The organism is uncultured Sphingomonas sp., assembly GCF_937859915.1.
Lineage (GTDB): Bacteria > Pseudomonadota > Alphaproteobacteria > Sphingomonadales > Sphingomonadaceae > Solisphingomonas.
On the sequence record NZ_CALMAW010000043.1, the window covers coordinates 1 to 15225 of the forward strand.

General features: G+C 68.3%; 13 protein-coding genes. 5 read left to right on the forward strand and 8 right to left on the reverse strand.

The features are described from left to right. The 3 genes from Q0326_RS06380 to Q0326_RS06390 all read right to left on the reverse strand — a co-directional run. On the reverse strand, nucleotides 1-523 hold a 523-nt coding region (locus tag Q0326_RS06380; protein ID WP_298688311.1), incomplete at its 3' end, for an acyl-CoA dehydrogenase family protein. Nucleotides 524-634: 111 nt separating this feature from the next. Beyond that, nucleotides 635-2959 (reverse strand): 3-hydroxyacyl-CoA dehydrogenase NAD-binding domain-containing protein, encoded by a 2325-nt coding sequence (locus Q0326_RS06385; RefSeq protein ID WP_298688313.1) that lies wholly within the window; start codon nucleotides 2957-2959, stop codon nucleotides 635-637. A 1-nt stretch (nucleotide 2960) separates the two neighbouring features. Then, the gene (locus Q0326_RS06390) at nucleotides 2961-4097 is read right to left on the reverse strand and encodes a thiolase family protein (protein WP_298688315.1); all 1137 of its coding nucleotides are present in this window, start codon (nucleotides 4095-4097) and stop codon (nucleotides 2961-2963) included. A 191-nt stretch (nucleotides 4098-4288) separates the two neighbouring features. Here Q0326_RS06390 and Q0326_RS06395 point away from each other — a divergent pair, with 191 nt between their 5' ends. The 5 genes from Q0326_RS06395 to Q0326_RS06415 all read left to right on the forward strand — a co-directional run bounded on the left by Q0326_RS06395 (nucleotide 4289) and on the right by Q0326_RS06415 (nucleotide 10168). Then, the gene (locus Q0326_RS06395) at nucleotides 4289-4693 is read left to right on the forward strand and encodes a DUF2147 domain-containing protein (protein WP_298688317.1); all 405 of its coding nucleotides are present in this window, start codon (nucleotides 4289-4291) and stop codon (nucleotides 4691-4693) included. A gap of 36 nt (nucleotides 4694-4729) precedes the next feature. Next, nucleotides 4730-6106 (forward strand): outer membrane protein transport protein, encoded by a 1377-nt coding sequence (locus tag Q0326_RS06400; RefSeq protein ID WP_298688319.1) that lies wholly within the window; start codon nucleotides 4730-4732, stop codon nucleotides 6104-6106. Next, a complete protein-coding gene (locus tag Q0326_RS06405) occupies nucleotides 6106-7800 on the forward strand; it encodes a long-chain fatty acid--CoA ligase (protein WP_298688321.1) in 1695 nt (564 codons plus the stop codon). The genes Q0326_RS06400 and Q0326_RS06405 overlap by 1 nt, the downstream gene beginning before the upstream one ends. Beyond that, nucleotides 7793-8236: a MerR family DNA-binding transcriptional regulator gene (locus tag Q0326_RS06410; RefSeq protein ID WP_298688323.1), complete on the forward strand. Its 444-nt coding sequence runs from the start codon at nucleotides 7793-7795 to the stop codon at nucleotides 8234-8236. Before Q0326_RS06405 ends, Q0326_RS06410 begins: the two co-directional genes overlap by 8 nt. Before the next feature lie 198 nt (nucleotides 8237-8434). Continuing rightward, nucleotides 8435-10168 (forward strand): chloride channel protein, encoded by a 1734-nt coding sequence (locus Q0326_RS06415; RefSeq protein WP_298688335.1) that lies wholly within the window; start codon nucleotides 8435-8437, stop codon nucleotides 10166-10168. Here the strand turns inward: Q0326_RS06415 and Q0326_RS06420 are convergent. The 5 genes from Q0326_RS06420 to Q0326_RS06440 all read right to left on the reverse strand — a co-directional run. Continuing rightward, nucleotides 10141-11691, reverse strand: a complete 1551-nt coding sequence (locus tag Q0326_RS06420; RefSeq protein WP_298688325.1) for a TolC family protein — start codon at nucleotides 11689-11691, stop codon at nucleotides 10141-10143. The two genes, Q0326_RS06415 and Q0326_RS06420, sit on opposite strands and share 28 nt — an antisense overlap. Nucleotides 11692-11762: 71 nt before the next feature. Then, on the reverse strand, nucleotides 11763-12671 hold the full coding sequence (locus Q0326_RS06425) for a biotin/lipoyl-binding protein (RefSeq protein ID WP_298688327.1): 909 nt from the start codon (nucleotides 12669-12671) through the stop codon (nucleotides 11763-11765). After that, nucleotides 12668-12886 (reverse strand): DUF1656 domain-containing protein, encoded by a 219-nt coding sequence (locus tag Q0326_RS06430; RefSeq protein ID WP_298688329.1) that lies wholly within the window; start codon nucleotides 12884-12886, stop codon nucleotides 12668-12670. The genes Q0326_RS06425 and Q0326_RS06430 overlap by 4 nt, the downstream gene beginning before the upstream one ends. Beyond that, nucleotides 12883-14922 (reverse strand): FUSC family protein, encoded by a 2040-nt coding sequence (locus Q0326_RS06435; protein ID WP_298688331.1) that lies wholly within the window; start codon nucleotides 14920-14922, stop codon nucleotides 12883-12885. The genes Q0326_RS06430 and Q0326_RS06435 overlap by 4 nt, the downstream gene beginning before the upstream one ends. 5 nt (nucleotides 14923-14927) lie before the next feature. Beyond that, a partial coding sequence (locus Q0326_RS06440; RefSeq protein ID WP_298688333.1) for a hypothetical protein occupies nucleotides 14928-15225 on the reverse strand: 298 nt, incomplete at its 5' end.

A 15225-nucleotide genomic window follows, 5' to 3' on the forward strand; every position in this document is an offset into this window, starting at 1 on the left:
GCCCGAGATCGGTGCCGCAATGCGATTCGGTGAGGCAGATCGTCCCCGACCATTCGCCCGACACCATCTTGGGCAGATAGGCCTGCTTCAGCTCGTCCGAGGCATGACCCTCGATCGCGGTGGTCGCGCCGTGGGTGAGGCCGGGATAGAGGCTGAACGACACGTTGGTCGCGCAGATCATCTCCTCGACGAGCTTGTTGACGCTCTCGGGCAGGCCCTGCCCGCCCCATTCGGGATCCGAGGCGAGCGACGCCCAGCCGCCCTCGCGGAAGGTGTCATAGGCCGCCTTGAAGCCCTTGGGGGTACGGACGACGCCATTTTCGTAGGTGCAACCCTCGATGTCGCCCGAGGCGTTGATCGGCAGCAGCACGTCCTTGGCAACCTTGTTGGCCTCCTCGAGCACCGCGTCGAGCAGATCGGGGGTGAACTCCTCGAATTTGGCGATCCCGCCGAAGCCGTCGTCGGCGAACAGCTCGTGGAGCACGAAACGCATGTCGCGTAGGGGGGCGTCATAGACTTGCATATTCTGGTCTCCCTACCCGTCCGTTCGTCCCGAGCGAAGTCGAGGGACTGATCTGGACGCAGCATGTCTCGACTTCGCTCGACACGAACGGGTGGGGTGTGTCTCTCTATATCAGTTCCGCAGCGGCTTGCCCGTCGTCAGCATCGCCTCGACGCGCGCCTGGGTCCGCGGATCCTTGACGCTCGCCAGGAACGCCTTGCGCTCGAGCCGCAGCAGCTGATCCTCGGTGACGGTGTCGACGATGTCCGCCTCGCCGCCGGTCAGCACTTCCGCCAGTCGATCGGAAACGACGCCGTCATAGGCGGTCGCCATCCCCTTCTTCTGAAAATCGCGCACCGCGCTGTTGATGCCGACCCGGCCGCTTTCGCCCGCAAGCCGGAACGTCGGCGGCTCGGGCGGCGCATAGCCGTCGACCAGCGACAGCGCCTTGGCCTTCGCGTCCGAGAGCAGCCGGTCGCGGTTCATCGTGATGCCGTCGGTCTCGCGGAGGAACAGCAGCTCCTGCGCTTCGGCGGCCGACTTGGCGACGGTCGCGGTCGAAATCGTCTGGAACACCTTCGACAGCGGCGGCATCGGCCCCTTGGGCATCATCCTGGCCTTGGCGGCACGGTCGAGCATCTCGCCATTGCCGCCCCAGCCCGGGATCAGCCCGACGCCGCATTCGACCAGACCCATATAGGTCTCGGCATGCGCCTGGATCGCGTCCGAGTTGAGGCAGATTTCGCACCCGCCGCCGAGCGCGAGGCCAGCCGGCGCCGACACCACCGGGAAGGGCGCATATTTGAGCGCCTTGAACGCGGCCTGGCCGCCGGCGATCAGCTTCTCGATCTCGCTCCACGCCGCGATGTTGACCGCGAACATGGCGAGCCCGAGATTGGCGCCCGCCGAGAAGTTGCTGCCCTCATTATACACGATCAGCGCCTTGAAGCTTGCCTTCACCAGCGGGATCGCTTGGTTGATGAGCTTGATCACCTCCTCGTCGAGCGCGTTCATCTTTCCGGTGAACTCGATCGCCGCGACGCCGTCGCCGACGTCCCACAGCGCCGCCGATCCGGTCTTGATGAGCGGCTGCGACGCACGCTTGATGTCCTCGAGCAGCACCACGCCCTCGGCGCGCTTGACGTCGCGGTAGCTGCCGTCGGCGGACAGATATTGCCGCTGGCCGTTCTCGATCCGGTAGAAGGGGTTGGTCCCCGCCGACTTGAGCAGCGCCGGCACCGGCCGGCCTTCCGCCGCCAGCCGCTCGGCGAGCTTGCCCGGCCCGAGCCGGTCGATCAGCTCGAACGGCCCGAACTTCCAATTGTAGCCGAGCGTCATCGCATCATCGATCGCAACGATGTCGTCCGCCGCCTCGCCGACCAGCTTGGCGGCATAGGAGAGGACGTGGCCGAGGATCGTCCAGGCATAGTCGCCGACCTTGCCCGGCACCGTCACCAACGCGGCGAGGTCCTTCTCGGCCTTGCCCGGCAGTTTTTCCGGCTTCTGCTCGGCGCGATATTCGCCGGTGGCGAGATCGAGCGACTGCTTGACCTTCTGGCCGCCCGACTTGTCGAGCCGGTAGAAACCGCCCTTGCCCTTGCGGCCCGTGAAGCCCTCGGCGATCATCTTCTCGACCAGCGGCATGTCGCGCACCGTCTCGAAATAGGGATCGCCCTGCGGCAGCGTCGCGGACAGGCTGGCGCTGAGCAGCGGCATCAGGTCGACGCCGACGAGGTCGATCAGGCCGAAGATGCCGGTCTTGGGCACGCCCATCGGGCTGCCGCCGATCTGGTCGGCCTGCTCGACGGTGAGGCCCTGGTCCATCGCCGCGTTGACCGCGACCGCGAGCCAATAGGTGCCGATGCGGTTGGCGATGAAGCCCGGCGTGTCCTTGGCGTGGACGACGCGCTTGCCGAGCGCGCGATCCGAAAAGTCCTCGACGCGGCGCGCGAGATCGGCGTCGGTGTCGGGGCCGGTGACGATCTCGAGCAGCCGCATGTAGCGCGGCGGGTTGAAGAAGTGGGTGATCAGGAAGTCGCGCTTGAACTGGTCCGAGCGGCCCTCGACGAGATTGGCCAGCGGGATCGTCGAGGTGTTCGACGACACCGCGGTGCCGGGCTTCTTCACCGCCTCGAGCTTTGCGTAGAGCGACTGCTTGATGTCGAGCCGCTCGACGATGGCTTCCACCACCCAGTCGCATTCGGCGACACGGCCGAGATGGTCGTCGATATTGCCCGTCTCGACCAGTTTCGCCGCGCGCTTCGACATGAACGGCGCCGGATCGGTCTTGAGCATTTTCGCGACCGCGCCCTTGGCGATCGCGTCGCGGTCGCTGCCGTCTCGCGGGACGATGTCGAGCAGCAGCACGGGGATGCCGGCGTTGGCGACCTGCGCTGCGATCCCTGCGCCCATCGTGCCGGAGCCGATGACGCAGACCTTCTTGATGGGGTCGATCATGTCAGGCGCGCTCCAACACCGTGGCGATGCCCTGCCCGCCGCCGATGCACTGGGTGGCGAGCGCATAGCGGCCGCCCTCGCGGCTGAGCAGCGACGCCGCCTTGCCGACGATTCGCGCGCCGGTCGCGCCGAGCGGATGGCCGATCGCGATCGCGCCGCCGTCGATGTTGATCGTCTCGTCCTTGAGGCCGAGATCGCGGATGCAGGCGATCGCCTGGCTCGCGAACGCCTCGTTGATCTCGACCACGTCGAGGTCGGCGGCCGAGATGCCGGCGCGCGCCAAGGCCTTGCGCGACGCCTCGATCGGGCCGAGCCCCATCGTCTCGGGCGCGCAGCCCGACACGCCGACCGACTTGATCTTGGCGAGCACGGTCAGGCCGTGCTTGGCGGCGAAGTCGGCCGAGGTGACCAGCACCGCCGACGCACCGTCGGTCAGCGGCGACGACGTGCCTGCGGTCACCGTGCCGTCCTGCGAGAAGGCGGGTTTGAGACCCGCTAGTGCTTCGGCGGTGGTCTCGCCGCGGATCGTACCGTCCTCGGAAACGGTGCCACCCTTGGTCTGGATCGGGATGATCTCCTCGGTCAGCTTGCCCGAGGCGCGGGCGGCGGCGGCCTTCTGCTGGCTCTTCACCGCGAGCGCTTCCTGCTCGACGCGCGTGATCTGATATTTTTGCGCAACATTCTCGGCGGTCTCGCCCATGCCCATGTACGCGCCCGGGCTCTTCTTCATCAGCTCCGGCGACGGCATCGGATTATAGCCGCCCATCGGCACCCGGCTCATCGATTCGAGCCCGGCGCAGATGAACGCCTCGCCCGCGCCGATCGCGATCTGGCCGACCGCGATATGGATCGCGCTCATCGACGAGCCGCAGAAACGGTTGACCGTCATGCCGCCGACCGACAGCGGCAGATCGGCAAGCAACCCGATCAGCCGCGCGACGTTGAGCCCCTGCTCGCCTTCCGGAAAAGCGCAGCCGAGGATGATGTCCTCGATCTCGGCCGGATCGACCTTGGTCTTCTCGAGCAGCCCGCGAATCACCTGCGCGGCGAGATCATCCGGCCGCACCCGGGCCAGCGCGCCCTTGGTGGCGAGATGAAAGGGCGAGCGGGCATAGCCCGCGATCACGACGTCGGTCATCGATATCCTCTCCGAGACTGTACCGCCCAGATAGGGCGGAAATCGGTTGCCTTAAAGGTGCGATAATTTCCCTATACGTCAACCGATTTTTGCGGCAAGACCATCTTGTCGTCCGGTGCACGCACCGCGACGACCGCCGGGAAGCGCCGATCAAGAGCGCGCGGCTGGTAGAGGTTGTCTGAGGAGGAATCATGTCCCTACTCTTGCTCGCGGCATTGCTTGCAGCGACTCCGTCGGCGGACACCGCCGTCGGTACCTGGCGCTCGCCGACCAAGAATGCGATCATCGACGTCGAGAAGTGCGGCGCCTCGCTGTGCGGCCATCTCGTCAGCTCGGACGGCATCAAGGCCGATCCGGGCCTGAAGGACGTCAACAACAAGGACCCCAAGCTGCAGAGCCGTCCGCTCAAGGGCTCGCTGATGCTCAGCGGCTTCCGGCGCGACGGTAACGATTGGGTCGATGGTTCGGTGTATAACGGTAATGACGGCCGCACCTATGGCGGCAAGATCACCATCATCGATGCGAACAGCATCAAGCTGCGCGGCTGCGTGTTCGTGCCGCTCTGCAAGACGGAAACCTGGACGCGCGTCCGCTAACGGGCGGCGTTCCATCAAAGGTCAGGGAGACCCATCGTGAAGCTTACCAGGACGCTCGCCCGCCGTGGCGCATCGCTCGCCACGCTCGCCGTCGTCGGCGCCGCCATTGCCGGTCCCGCCCACGCGGCGGCCTTCTACCTCCAGGAGCAGTCGACCGTCGCGGTCGGTCGTGCCTTCTCGGGCGAAGTGTCCGAGCAGGGCGCGCAGCAGCAATGGTGGAACCCGGCGGCGGTCGGCGGCATCAGCGGCTATCAGAGCTATGCTGGCGTCACCGCGATCCTGCCGCATTCCAACTCGGTCAACACCGGCACGCTGGTCGCGCGCCCGGCCTTCGCGATCCCCGGCGTCGGCAGCATCCCTGCCTCGATCGCCAGCGTCGGCGGCGAGCAGAACCAGCACAATCCGGTCAACAACGGCTATCTGCCCAATGGCGGCTTCGCGGTGCCGATCACCGACCATGTAGCCTTCGGCTTCACCGCCACCTCGCCGTACAGCTTCACCACCAATTACGATAACAACAGCTGGGCCCGCTACAGCGCCGACAAGACCCGGCTGCGCACCTACGACCTTCAGCCTGTGCTGGCCTATTCGACCGGAGGCCTGAGCATCGGCGCCGGCCCCAATGTCGAATATGTCCGCGCCACATTCTCCAACTACCTCCCCGATCCCCTGCCCGCCATCCCCGGCCTCAACGCCGGCAATGACGGCCACCAATATCTCAAGGGCGACGGTTGGGACGTCGGCTATTCGCTCGGCTTCCAGTACCACAATGACAAGGTCGACATCGGCGCGAGCTACAAGTCGAAGATCAAGCACACGCTCAAGGGCAATCTGATCGTCGACGGCTTCACCGATCCGGTGCTGGTCGCCTCGGGCGCCAACATGACCGCGAAGGGCGCCAAGGCGCAGTTCACCACGCCGTGGCAGGTCAATCTCGGCATGCGCTACCATGTGACTCCGGCGTTCACCGTCGAGGGCCAGATCACGCGCTTCGGCTGGAGCGAATTCTCGTCGATCAACCTGTCGTCGCTGGGCAGCACGCCCAACCAGTCGCTGCCCGAGGACTATAAGAACACCTTCTCCTACGCGCTCGGCTTCGACTATGTGATCAGCCCGATGTTCACGGTGCGTGGCGGCGTGCAGCGCGACCTCTCGCCGATCGTCGACGGCGAGCGCGACCCGCGCGTGCCCGACGGTCCGCGCTGGAACTTCGCGACGGGCGCCACGGTCAATTTGACCCAGCGCATGGGCCTTGATCTTGCCGCGAGCTACGACAAGATCCACAGCGAGGCGATCGACAAGACCACGGCGGCCTTCGTCGGCACCCCGCTGCAGACGGTGATCCTGACCTCGGGCGAATCGAAGAATGCCCGGGCGCTGGTGTTCTCGGTCGGCGGGCACATGTCCTTCTGATGACCGGGCCGGCCCTCACGACGAGTGAGCGGCCGGCGCAACCGGGGACGGGCACCGCCGCGTCTCCGGCATTCGCGCCGAGGCTGCTGACCAATCTGCTCGACCATGCGGTGGCGACCTGGGGCGACCGCGTCGCGATCGATTTTCTGGGACGCGAGACGCGCTACGCCGAACTGGCGGGCCAGGTCGCGCGGGCCGCGCGCGGTCTGCAGGATCTCGGCGTCCAGCCCGGCGACCGCGTCGGGCTGTGCCTGCCCAACACGCCCTATTACATCATCCTCTATTTTGCGACGCTCCGCATCGGCGGCATCGTCGTCAATCTCAACCCGCTCTATATCGAGCGCGAACTTACCCACCTGATCGCGGATTCGGGCGCCAAGGTCGTCGCCACCTGCGACATCCCCGACATTCTCGGGCGGGTCAGCAAGGTCTCGCACGAGACCGGGGTGCGCCACCTGATCGTCTGCCCGATCGCGGGCGCGCTGCCGCCGCTCAAATCGATGCTCTACAGGCTGTTCAAGCGCCGAGACATCGCCTCTATCCCGCACGACGCCCTGCACGTCCGCTTCGCAAAGCTCGTCTCCCGCCCGGCGACACCGACCCCCGTCACGGTCTCGCCCGGCGACGTCGCGGTGCTGCAATATACCGGCGGCACCACCGGCGAGCCCAAGGCGGCGATGCTGACCCACGCCAACCTCACCGCCAACAGCGCACAGATGAAGGTCTTCGTCGGCGATCTGGCGCGGCCCGACGAACCGGAGATCACGCTCGGCGTGCTGCCGCTGTTCCACGTCTTCGCGCTGACGTCGGTGCTCAATTACTCGATCGACACCGGCGCCGAGATGGTGCTGCTGCCGCGCTTCGACCTCCAGCAGGTCGTCGCCGCGGTGAAGCGCACCGGGATCACGCAGCTGCTCGCGGTGCCGACGATCTACGGCGCGCTCAACAATCTGTCGGATGCCGACTTCGCCAAGCTCAAGACGGTCAAGCGCTCGATCTCGGGCGGCGCGCCGCTGCCCTATGAGACGCGGCACCGCTTCGAGGCGCGGTCGGGCACGCCGGTGGTCGAGGGCTATGGCCTGTCCGAGGCGTCGCCGATCATCACCTGCAACCCGCTCGACCGGCCTCCCAAGGACAATAGCGCCGGCCCCGCCTTCCCCGGCACGATCATCGAGATCCGCGATCTCGACGACCCGACGCGGCTGATGCCGCCCGGCGCGCGCGGCGAGATCTGCGCGCGCGGGCCGCAGGTGATGAAGGGCTATTGGCATCGCCCCGACGCCGATGCGGAGGTCTTCATCGACGGGGCATTGCGCACCGGCGACATCGGCTATCTCGACGAGGACGGCTATTTGTTCCTGGTCGATCGCCAGAAGGATCTGATCATCTGCAGCGGGTTCAACGTCTATCCCCGCACGATCGAGGAAGCATTGTATGAGCATCCCGCGGTGGCCGAGGCGGTCGTGATAGGTGTCCCGGACGAATATCGCGGCCAGGCGCCCAAGGGATTCGTGACGTTGGCGCCCGGTCAGGTGGTGACGCCGGACGAACTTCGTGCGTTTCTGACGGACAAGCTCAGCAAGATCGAGATGCCGCGCGCGATCGAGATCCGCGACACGCTGCCCAAGACGTTGATCGGCAAACTCTCGAAGAAGGAACTCGTCGCCGAGGAAGCGGCCAAAGCCAATGGCTGAGCCGGGGGGCGACACGACATCCTCCGGAGCCGCGTGGGACGAACTGACCGGCATCCAGCAGGTCGCGACCGAACTCGGCATCTCGGCGCGCACCCTGCGCTTCTACGAGGACAAGGGGCTGATCGAGCCGCGCCGCGTCGGCACGATGCGGATCTATACGCGGCGCGAGGTCGGGCGCATGCAGCTGATCCTGCGCGGAAAGCGGCTCGGCTTCTCGCTGCGCGACATCAAGACCTTCCTCGATCTCTATGACGCCGATCCGCAGCATCTCGAGCAGATGCGCGCGCTGTCGGACCATGTCCGCGCGCGGATCGACGAACTCGAGCAGCAGCGCGTCGCGATCGAGCAGACGCTGGGCGAACTGCGCCAGATCGAATGCGAGGCGCGCGCGCGCGTCGTGGCGGCGGAGGCGAAGCGCGACGCCGCTTCGCGCTAGCCAGAATTCGTCGTCCCTGTCTCCGTTCGTCCTGAGTAGGGGCTGAGCGAAGGCGAAGACCCGTATCGAAGGACGGCTCCGCCAAGCCACCATCCTTCGATACGCCATTTCGACTGCGCTCAATGGCTACTCAGGACGAACGGAGGTGGGTAGAGCACGTCTCGACGGGAGTGACGCGTGGCGGTGCTGGTGACGAACATGCTGCGGCGGGGCGCGATGCTGCGGACGCGGTTGCGGCAGAGCGAGGCGACGTTCATCCTGCTCGCGGTCGTCGTCGGCACGATCGGCGGCGGACTGTCGGTGGCGCTGGGGGCCGCCGCGCACGGGCTGCAGCGCATCCTCTACCAGCTTCCCGGCACGATGCGGCTGAGCGCGGCGCCGTCGCTGGGCTGGGGCCCGCTGATGGCCCTGCCATTCGGCGGCGCGGTGCTCGGGCTGCTGCATATCGCGCTCGACCGCTGGCGGCGGCGCACGCCGATCGACGTCGTCGAGGCCAATGCGCTGCACGGCGGTGCGGTGCCGTTCCGCGACACGCTGACCGTGACCGGACAGACCTTCGTCTCCAACGGATTCGGCGCGTCGGTCGGCCTGGAGGCCGCCTATGCGCAGATCGGCGGCGGCTTTGCCTCGATCATCGGGCGCAAGCTGAGCCTGCGTCGCGGCGACCTGCGCACGCTGGTCGGCGCGGGCACGGGCGCGGCGATCGGCGCGGCGTTCGGCGCCCCGCTGACCGGCGCCTTCTACGCCTTCGAAATCGTCATCGGCGCCTACACCCCCGCCGCGATCGCGCCCGTCGCCGCCGCCGCGATCGCCGGCGTCGCGACCGCGCGGAGCATGGGCGGCGTGCCCTATCTGATCACCGTCGATTCGACCGGCATCACGCGCAACATGGACTATCTCGCCTTCATCGGCATCGGGCTTGCCTGCGCCTTCGTCGGCATCGCGCTGATGCGCGCGGTCAGTCTGGTCGAGGCCGGCGTGCGCTGGACCCGGCTGCCGCCCGCCGCGCGCCCCGTAGTCGGCGGCTTCCTGCTGATGCCGATCGCGCATCTCTCGCCCGAGGCGCTGTCGGCGGGGCATGGCGCCCTGCACCTGACGCTTGCGGGAGAGGCCTCGCTGGCGGCGCTGTGCCTGGTGTTCGGGCTCAAGCTGCTCGCCTCGTCGATCTCGCTCGGTTTCGGGTTCAGGGGCGGGCTGTTCTTCGCCTCGCTGTTCCTGGGGGTGCTGCTCGGCCGCATCTATGCCGACGTCACCGCGATCCTGCTCCCCGGCCAGCATCTCTGGACGCAGGACGCCGCGCTCGTCGGCATGGCGGCGCTCGCGGTGTCGGTGATCGGCGGGCCGATGACGATGAGCTTCCTCGTGCTCGAGGCGACGCGCGACTTCCAGCTGACCGCGATCGTGCTCACCGCCAGTCTGGTCGCCAGCGCACTCGTCCGCGAACTGTTCGGCTACAGCTTCTCGACCTGGCGGCTGCACCTGCGCGGCGAGGTGATTCGCTCCGCGCGCGACATCGGCTGGGTGCGCCAGCTGACCGCGGGCAAGATGATGCGCAAGGCGCCCGCCACCGTCCCCGCCGCGACCAGCGTCGCCGAATTCCGCAGGCGCACCCCGCTGGGATCGACCAGCCGCGTCATCCTGCTCGACGAGGCCGACCATTATGCGGGCATGGTCGCGACCGCCAACGCCTATGTCGACGGAGTCGATCGCGACGCGGCGGTGGTGACGCTCGCGCGGCGCCCCGACGAGACGCTACCGCCCGAGCGCAACATTGCGGAGGTCATGCAGGCCTTCGATCGACTCGGCGTCGACGATCTCGCAGTGGTCGATCCCGATGGTGCGCTGCTCGGCCTGCTCACCGAGACGCATGTCCGCAAACGCTATGCCGACGAGCTCGAGCGCGCTCAGCGCGAGCTGTTCGGCGAGAGCTGAGGCAGCGTCTTCAACGCGCCCTTGAGATGCGGCGCGGTCGAGGGGATCGGCGCCTGGTCCTCCCAGCCGCCGCCGAGCTGGAGGAAGACGTTGACCTGATCGTCGGCGAGCGTCGCCTGGGAGGCGGCGAGCGCGGTCTCCGCGGTGGCGAGATTGGACTGCACCGTCAGCAGCGAGAGCAGGTCGGTGCGGCCGAAGGTGAACAGCCGGTTGGCCTGATCGACCGCCTTGGCGGCGCTGTCGCGCGCACGGGCGAGCGCGCGGTCATGCTCGATCTCGCGTGCATAGGCGGAGAGGGCGGTCTCCGTGCCCTGCAGCGCGGTTAGCACCGCCCCGTCGAACCGCGCCGAAGCGGCCTCGGCCGCGGCCCCGGCTTCCGAGATGCGGGCGCGTACCGCGATCTGGTTGGGGAAGCTCCACGACACGGACGGGCCGATATTGCCGCCCCAGCTTTCCGCGGTGCCGATCGTCGTGAACGGCCCGGCAATCCCGATCGCGGCACCAAGACTGACCTGTGGGTAGAGCGCCGCGGTCGCCACGCCGATCGAAGCGGTCGCGGCAGCGAGGCTGCGCTCGGCCGAGCGAATGTCGGGCCGCCTGCGGATCAGCGCGGCGCCGTCGCCGATCGGCAGCGGGCGGCGGATCTCGGGCGGCGTCGGGCAGTCGATCAGCTCGCGCGGGAAATTGGCGGTCGGGCGTCCCATCAGCGCGGCGATCGCATAGAGGCCGGCCTGGCGCTGCGCGACGATCGTCGGGATGGTGGCGAGGCTCTGGTCGACCGCGGCCTGCGCGCGGGTGACGTCGAACGCGGTGTCGCGCCCGCCGCGGAACAGCCGGGTGATCGCGTTCAACGTGGTACGCTGCACCGCGACGACATGCTCGGCCGCTGCGATCGAGCGATTGGCCGAACACACGCCGACATAGTTGCGCGCGACCGACGCCGCGACGGTTACCCGCACCTGGTCGCGGGTCGCCTCGACCGCCTGCGCGTCGGCGCGCGCTGCCTCGATCGAGCGTTTGATCCCGCCGGCAAGATCGAGCGGATAGGTGAGGCCGCCCCCCACCGCGTAGCTCGAACCGGCGACGTCGAGCGCATCGATTCCGCCCAGCCGGGTCTGCTCGGCCTGGCCCTCGATCGTCGTCGCGACGGTGCGGGCCGATTGCGCCTCGCGGATCGCATACGCCGCGCGGCGGAGATTGGCGTCGGCGGCGCGCAGGTCCGTGTTCGCGGCGAGCGCCTCCTGGATATAGGCGTCGAGCCGGGGATCATCATAGAGTCGCCACCAATGATCGGGCAGCGCTTCGCTCGCGAAGGCGGGCTCGATGCTGTTGACGAACGGCCCTGCGGCAGCGGGCGCATTGGCGACCGCGCCTTCGGGGACATGATAGTTCGGCCCGGCGGTGCAGCCGGCGACGAAAAGCGCGAGAGATGCGGACGCGCAGCGCGACGAGTTTCGGTGATACTTCTCCCCTCCCTGAAAGGGAGGGGTCGGGGGTGGGTTCGCCCGAGGCGGGCGCGCCATGATCCTGAAATGAACCCACCCCCATCCCCTCCCTTTCAGGGAGGGGGGTAGGCGTCGCGATGAAAGCCGCGTCACGGCCGCCCCTCGTCGTGCAGATAATGTCCCTGACGATCGCGCGGCGGGAGGATCGTAACGGTCACCGTCCGCCCCGAGATCAGCCGCGTGCCGCGGGCGAGCCGATCGACGTGGATCCGCACCGGAATACGCTGGGCGAGCCGAACCCAGGAAAAGGTCGGATTGACCGCGGGCAAGAGGTTGGCGGTCGTGCTGCGCTGGTCGTCGGCGATGCCGCCGGCGATGCTCTGGACGTGACCGATCATGTCGTAATGATCGCCCATCAGCCGCATACGCGCCGGATCGCCGACCCGGATATGCTTGAGCTTGGTCTCCTCGAGATAGGCCTCGACCCGGATCGAATCGAGATCGATCATCGCCAGTCCCTGCGTGCCCGCGGCGAGGAAGTCGCCGGGCCGCAGCGACAGGTTGGTGACATAGCCGTTGACGCTGGCATGGACTGCGGTGCGCGCGAGATTGAGCGCCGCGGTGCTGCGCGCGGCGACCTGCTGCTGGAGCGCGGCCTCCGCGGTCTCGACCTTGGCATTATCCTCCTCGCGCGCTTCGGTCGCGACCAGATCGCCGAGCGCGCGGTCGCGCCTGGCGACGCGACGCGCCTGGTCGAGCGTCGCGCGCGCGCTCAGGATCGCGGCGTCGGCCTGCGCCAGCGCGTCGGCGTAACGCGGACGGTCGACGACGAACAGCAGCTGCCCCTTATGGACGAACTGGTTGTCGCGGACCTCGACATCGGTGACCAGCCCGCCGACGTCGGAGGCGGCGCGCACGACGTCGGCATAGACATGGCCGTCGCGCGTCCAGGGCTCGCTCTCGTAGCGGCGCCACAGCAGGATCGCGACGAGGATCGCCAGCGCGACGAGGATCAGCGTCACCGCCCAGCGGGCGATCGAGGACAGGATGCGGTTCATGCGGCGGTCGGTCCAAAGGGGGCGGTGACGAGCACGAGCAGGCCGAGCAGGAGGGTGAAGAGCGCGAGATCGACCAGCGGCCGATAGGCGACGAGCCGGTAGAAGCCGACGATCTGCAGCAGCGTCGCGAGCAGCCCGGTCAACACGATCGCGAGCAGCGTCAGCAGCAGCAGCGCGGGCACATAGACGCCGACGATCGAAACCTCGCCGATCATGCCGCGGCTTGCCAGGGCGGGGCTGCGGGGAACAGGTTGCGGCGCAGGCTGGTCAGCAGCAACAGCCCGGCGCGGCGGCGTTCGCGCTCCGGATCGCGCGCGAAGGCGCCGACGCTGCGGTCGATCCCGTCGAGCAGCGCCAGCGGCAGCGGGTCGGACGATTTGGGATCGCTGCGCCCGAAATAGCGCGCGATGTCCGCAAGTGCCGCGCTCACCGGCGCCGCCTCGTCGGGAGTCATCGTCCGGCGCAGTGCGGCGAGTTCGCCCGAGACATAGCCGATCCGCAGGTCGAGCAAGGCATCGAGCAGCGGCCTGCCGGGATCGGCCTCCGCTTGCGCGAGCCGGGGCGCCAGCAACCCGATACGATCGAGCATCCGCGCCAGCCACCGCCCCGAATCGGGCGCTTGGCCGCGCGCGCGCTGCGCGACGTCGCGCCAGCCGCCGCGGACCAGCCGCGCGACGAGATTGCCCGGCCCCGCGGTCAGGAACAGCTTCACGCACAGTCCTGAGAAGACGATTCCGGCGATCAGCCCGACCGCGCCGTTGATGAAGCCGCTGAAATCCTCGTTGAACGCCGCACCGAGCCCGACCGTGTTGACGAAGCCGACGATCGAGCCGAGCGCGGGCAGCCCGAAGGCGGGGCGCGCGAGCAGTGATCCGACGACCAGCAGCGCCGGTGCCAGCACCGCGGCCAGCATCACGAAGTCGGTGACGCGCGGCAGGATCGCGAAGGCATAGACCGCGGCCACCACCAGCCCGACGATCGCGCCGACCATGAACGTGTCGATCTGCTTGGCGGCATTGTCGGCCGCGCCGAACAGCGCGCAGGCGACGCCTGCGATCAGCACCGCGCCCGCGCCCTGGTCCCAGGCGGTCGCGATCCAGAAAATGCTGCCCAGCATGATCGTCGCGATCGTGCCGAGCGCGGTGCGGAAGGCGATGCCATGATCGCGGTGCAGCGCGCGGCTGCCCGCGCGGTCGACGAGTTCGCCGACGTGGGGCGAGATCGCCCGCACGCTGGGCGAGCGGATCTGGTCGCGCAGGTCGCGCGAGTCGCGATGCGCGACGATCAGCTCGCACAGGCGCGAAAGCAGGCTGAACAGCAGCATCTCGTTCCACAGCGGACCGCTATGCTGCGGCAGGGGCTCGAGCGCGCGCGCCGCGTCGAGCAGCGCCTGCGCGGTGGCGTCGCGACCGGCCTCGTCGAGCACCCCGGCCGCAAGCCACGCGCCGACGCGGTCGAGCAGCGCATAGACGGGTGCGGGCACGCCGTCGGGGGTCGCGGCGAGCGCGTCGATGCGGTCCTCGACCGTGCTCGCCAGCGGCAGCATCATCGACAGCTGATCCTCGAGCGCGCGCACCGTGCGCACGCGCGGCAGGATGCGCGCGGTGTCGAACGGCAGATGCACCGACAGCTGGAGGAGTTCGGCCAGCCCGACCGCCAGTCCGCTGCGCTCCTTGGCGAGCGTCCCGGGCCGGTCGCGCAACAAGGATCCGCGCGACCAGCGCTCGGCGTCGAGCAGGATCGCGTCGATCCGCTGGTACAGCCGCGCGGTGACGGTGCGCGGAAAGATCACGCCGTGGACGAAAGCGGCGGCGACGATGCCGATCAGGATTTCCTGCACGCGCAGGATCGCGGTCGCGAAGATCGTGCCCGGGACGTCGACGCTCGGGAATCCGATGATGCTCGCGGTATAGCCGGCGAGCAGAAAGGTATAGGCGCGCGGCGTGCGATCGAGCTGGGAAATGTAGAGGCACAGCCCCAGCCACAGCGCCAGCGCGAAGCTCAGCACCAGCGGGGCGCTGACGAAGCTCGGCACCAGCACGACCGCGGCGGCCGCGCCCAGGATCGTCCCGATCGTGCGGAACAGCGCCTTGGAGAGCACCGCGCCCGCGAGCGGCTGCGCGGTGATATAGGTGGTGGTGACCGCCCAATAGGGGCGCGTCAGCCCGATGCTCAGCGCGACATAATAAGCCAGCATCGCCGCGGCGAAGCATTTGAGCGAGAACAGCATCGCCTCGGCATCGATCTTCATGCCCGCTAACTGCCCCAACGCCCCGTCCGCGCGTCATCCCGCGAAGCGGCGGGCAAGACAAGTGCAATCGAGATCAAGCGGTGTGCGCGCACTGACGAAAGCCGCCGGACGCGACAGGATGTGCCGACGGGAACGGTGTCGCGCGCGGCGCGGATGTTCGCCCCGACGATCAGCGCCGGGCCGGGCTTGCCTGCGCGAACGCAACCGCCATAGGGAACCACGACGACAAGGGAGAGGCACGCATGCACGACGTAGGCCACAGGATTGCGGGCGCCGAGGGCGGCGTGTCGTCGCGCTATGCGG

Bases quoted from the DNA above. Each gene is read 5' to 3' on its own strand.
- Q0326_RS06385 (WP_298688313.1), bottom strand. From the start codon at position 2,959: ATGATCGACCCCATCAAGAAGGTCTGCGTCATCGGCTCCGGCACGATG.
- Q0326_RS06390 (WP_298688315.1), bottom strand. From the start codon at position 4,097: ATGACCGACGTCGTGATCGCGGGCTATGCCCGCTCGCCCTTTCATCTC.
- Q0326_RS06395 (WP_298688317.1), top strand. From the start codon at position 4,289: ATGTCCCTACTCTTGCTCGCGGCATTGCTTGCAGCGACTCCGTCGGCG.
- Q0326_RS06405 (WP_298688321.1), top strand. From the start codon at position 6,106: ATGACCGGGCCGGCCCTCACGACGAGTGAGCGGCCGGCGCAACCGGGG.
- Q0326_RS06410 (WP_298688323.1), top strand. From the start codon at position 7,793: ATGGCTGAGCCGGGGGGCGACACGACATCCTCCGGAGCCGCGTGGGAC.
- Q0326_RS06415 (WP_298688335.1), top strand. From the start codon at position 8,435: ATGCTGCGGCGGGGCGCGATGCTGCGGACGCGGTTGCGGCAGAGCGAG.
- Q0326_RS06420 (WP_298688325.1), bottom strand. From the start codon at position 11,691: ATGGCGCGCCCGCCTCGGGCGAACCCACCCCCGACCCCTCCCTTTCAG.
- Q0326_RS06425 (WP_298688327.1), bottom strand. From the start codon at position 12,671: ATGAACCGCATCCTGTCCTCGATCGCCCGCTGGGCGGTGACGCTGATC.
- Q0326_RS06430 (WP_298688329.1), bottom strand. From the start codon at position 12,886: ATGATCGGCGAGGTTTCGATCGTCGGCGTCTATGTGCCCGCGCTGCTG.
- Q0326_RS06435 (WP_298688331.1), bottom strand. From the start codon at position 14,922: ATGAAGATCGATGCCGAGGCGATGCTGTTCTCGCTCAAATGCTTCGCC.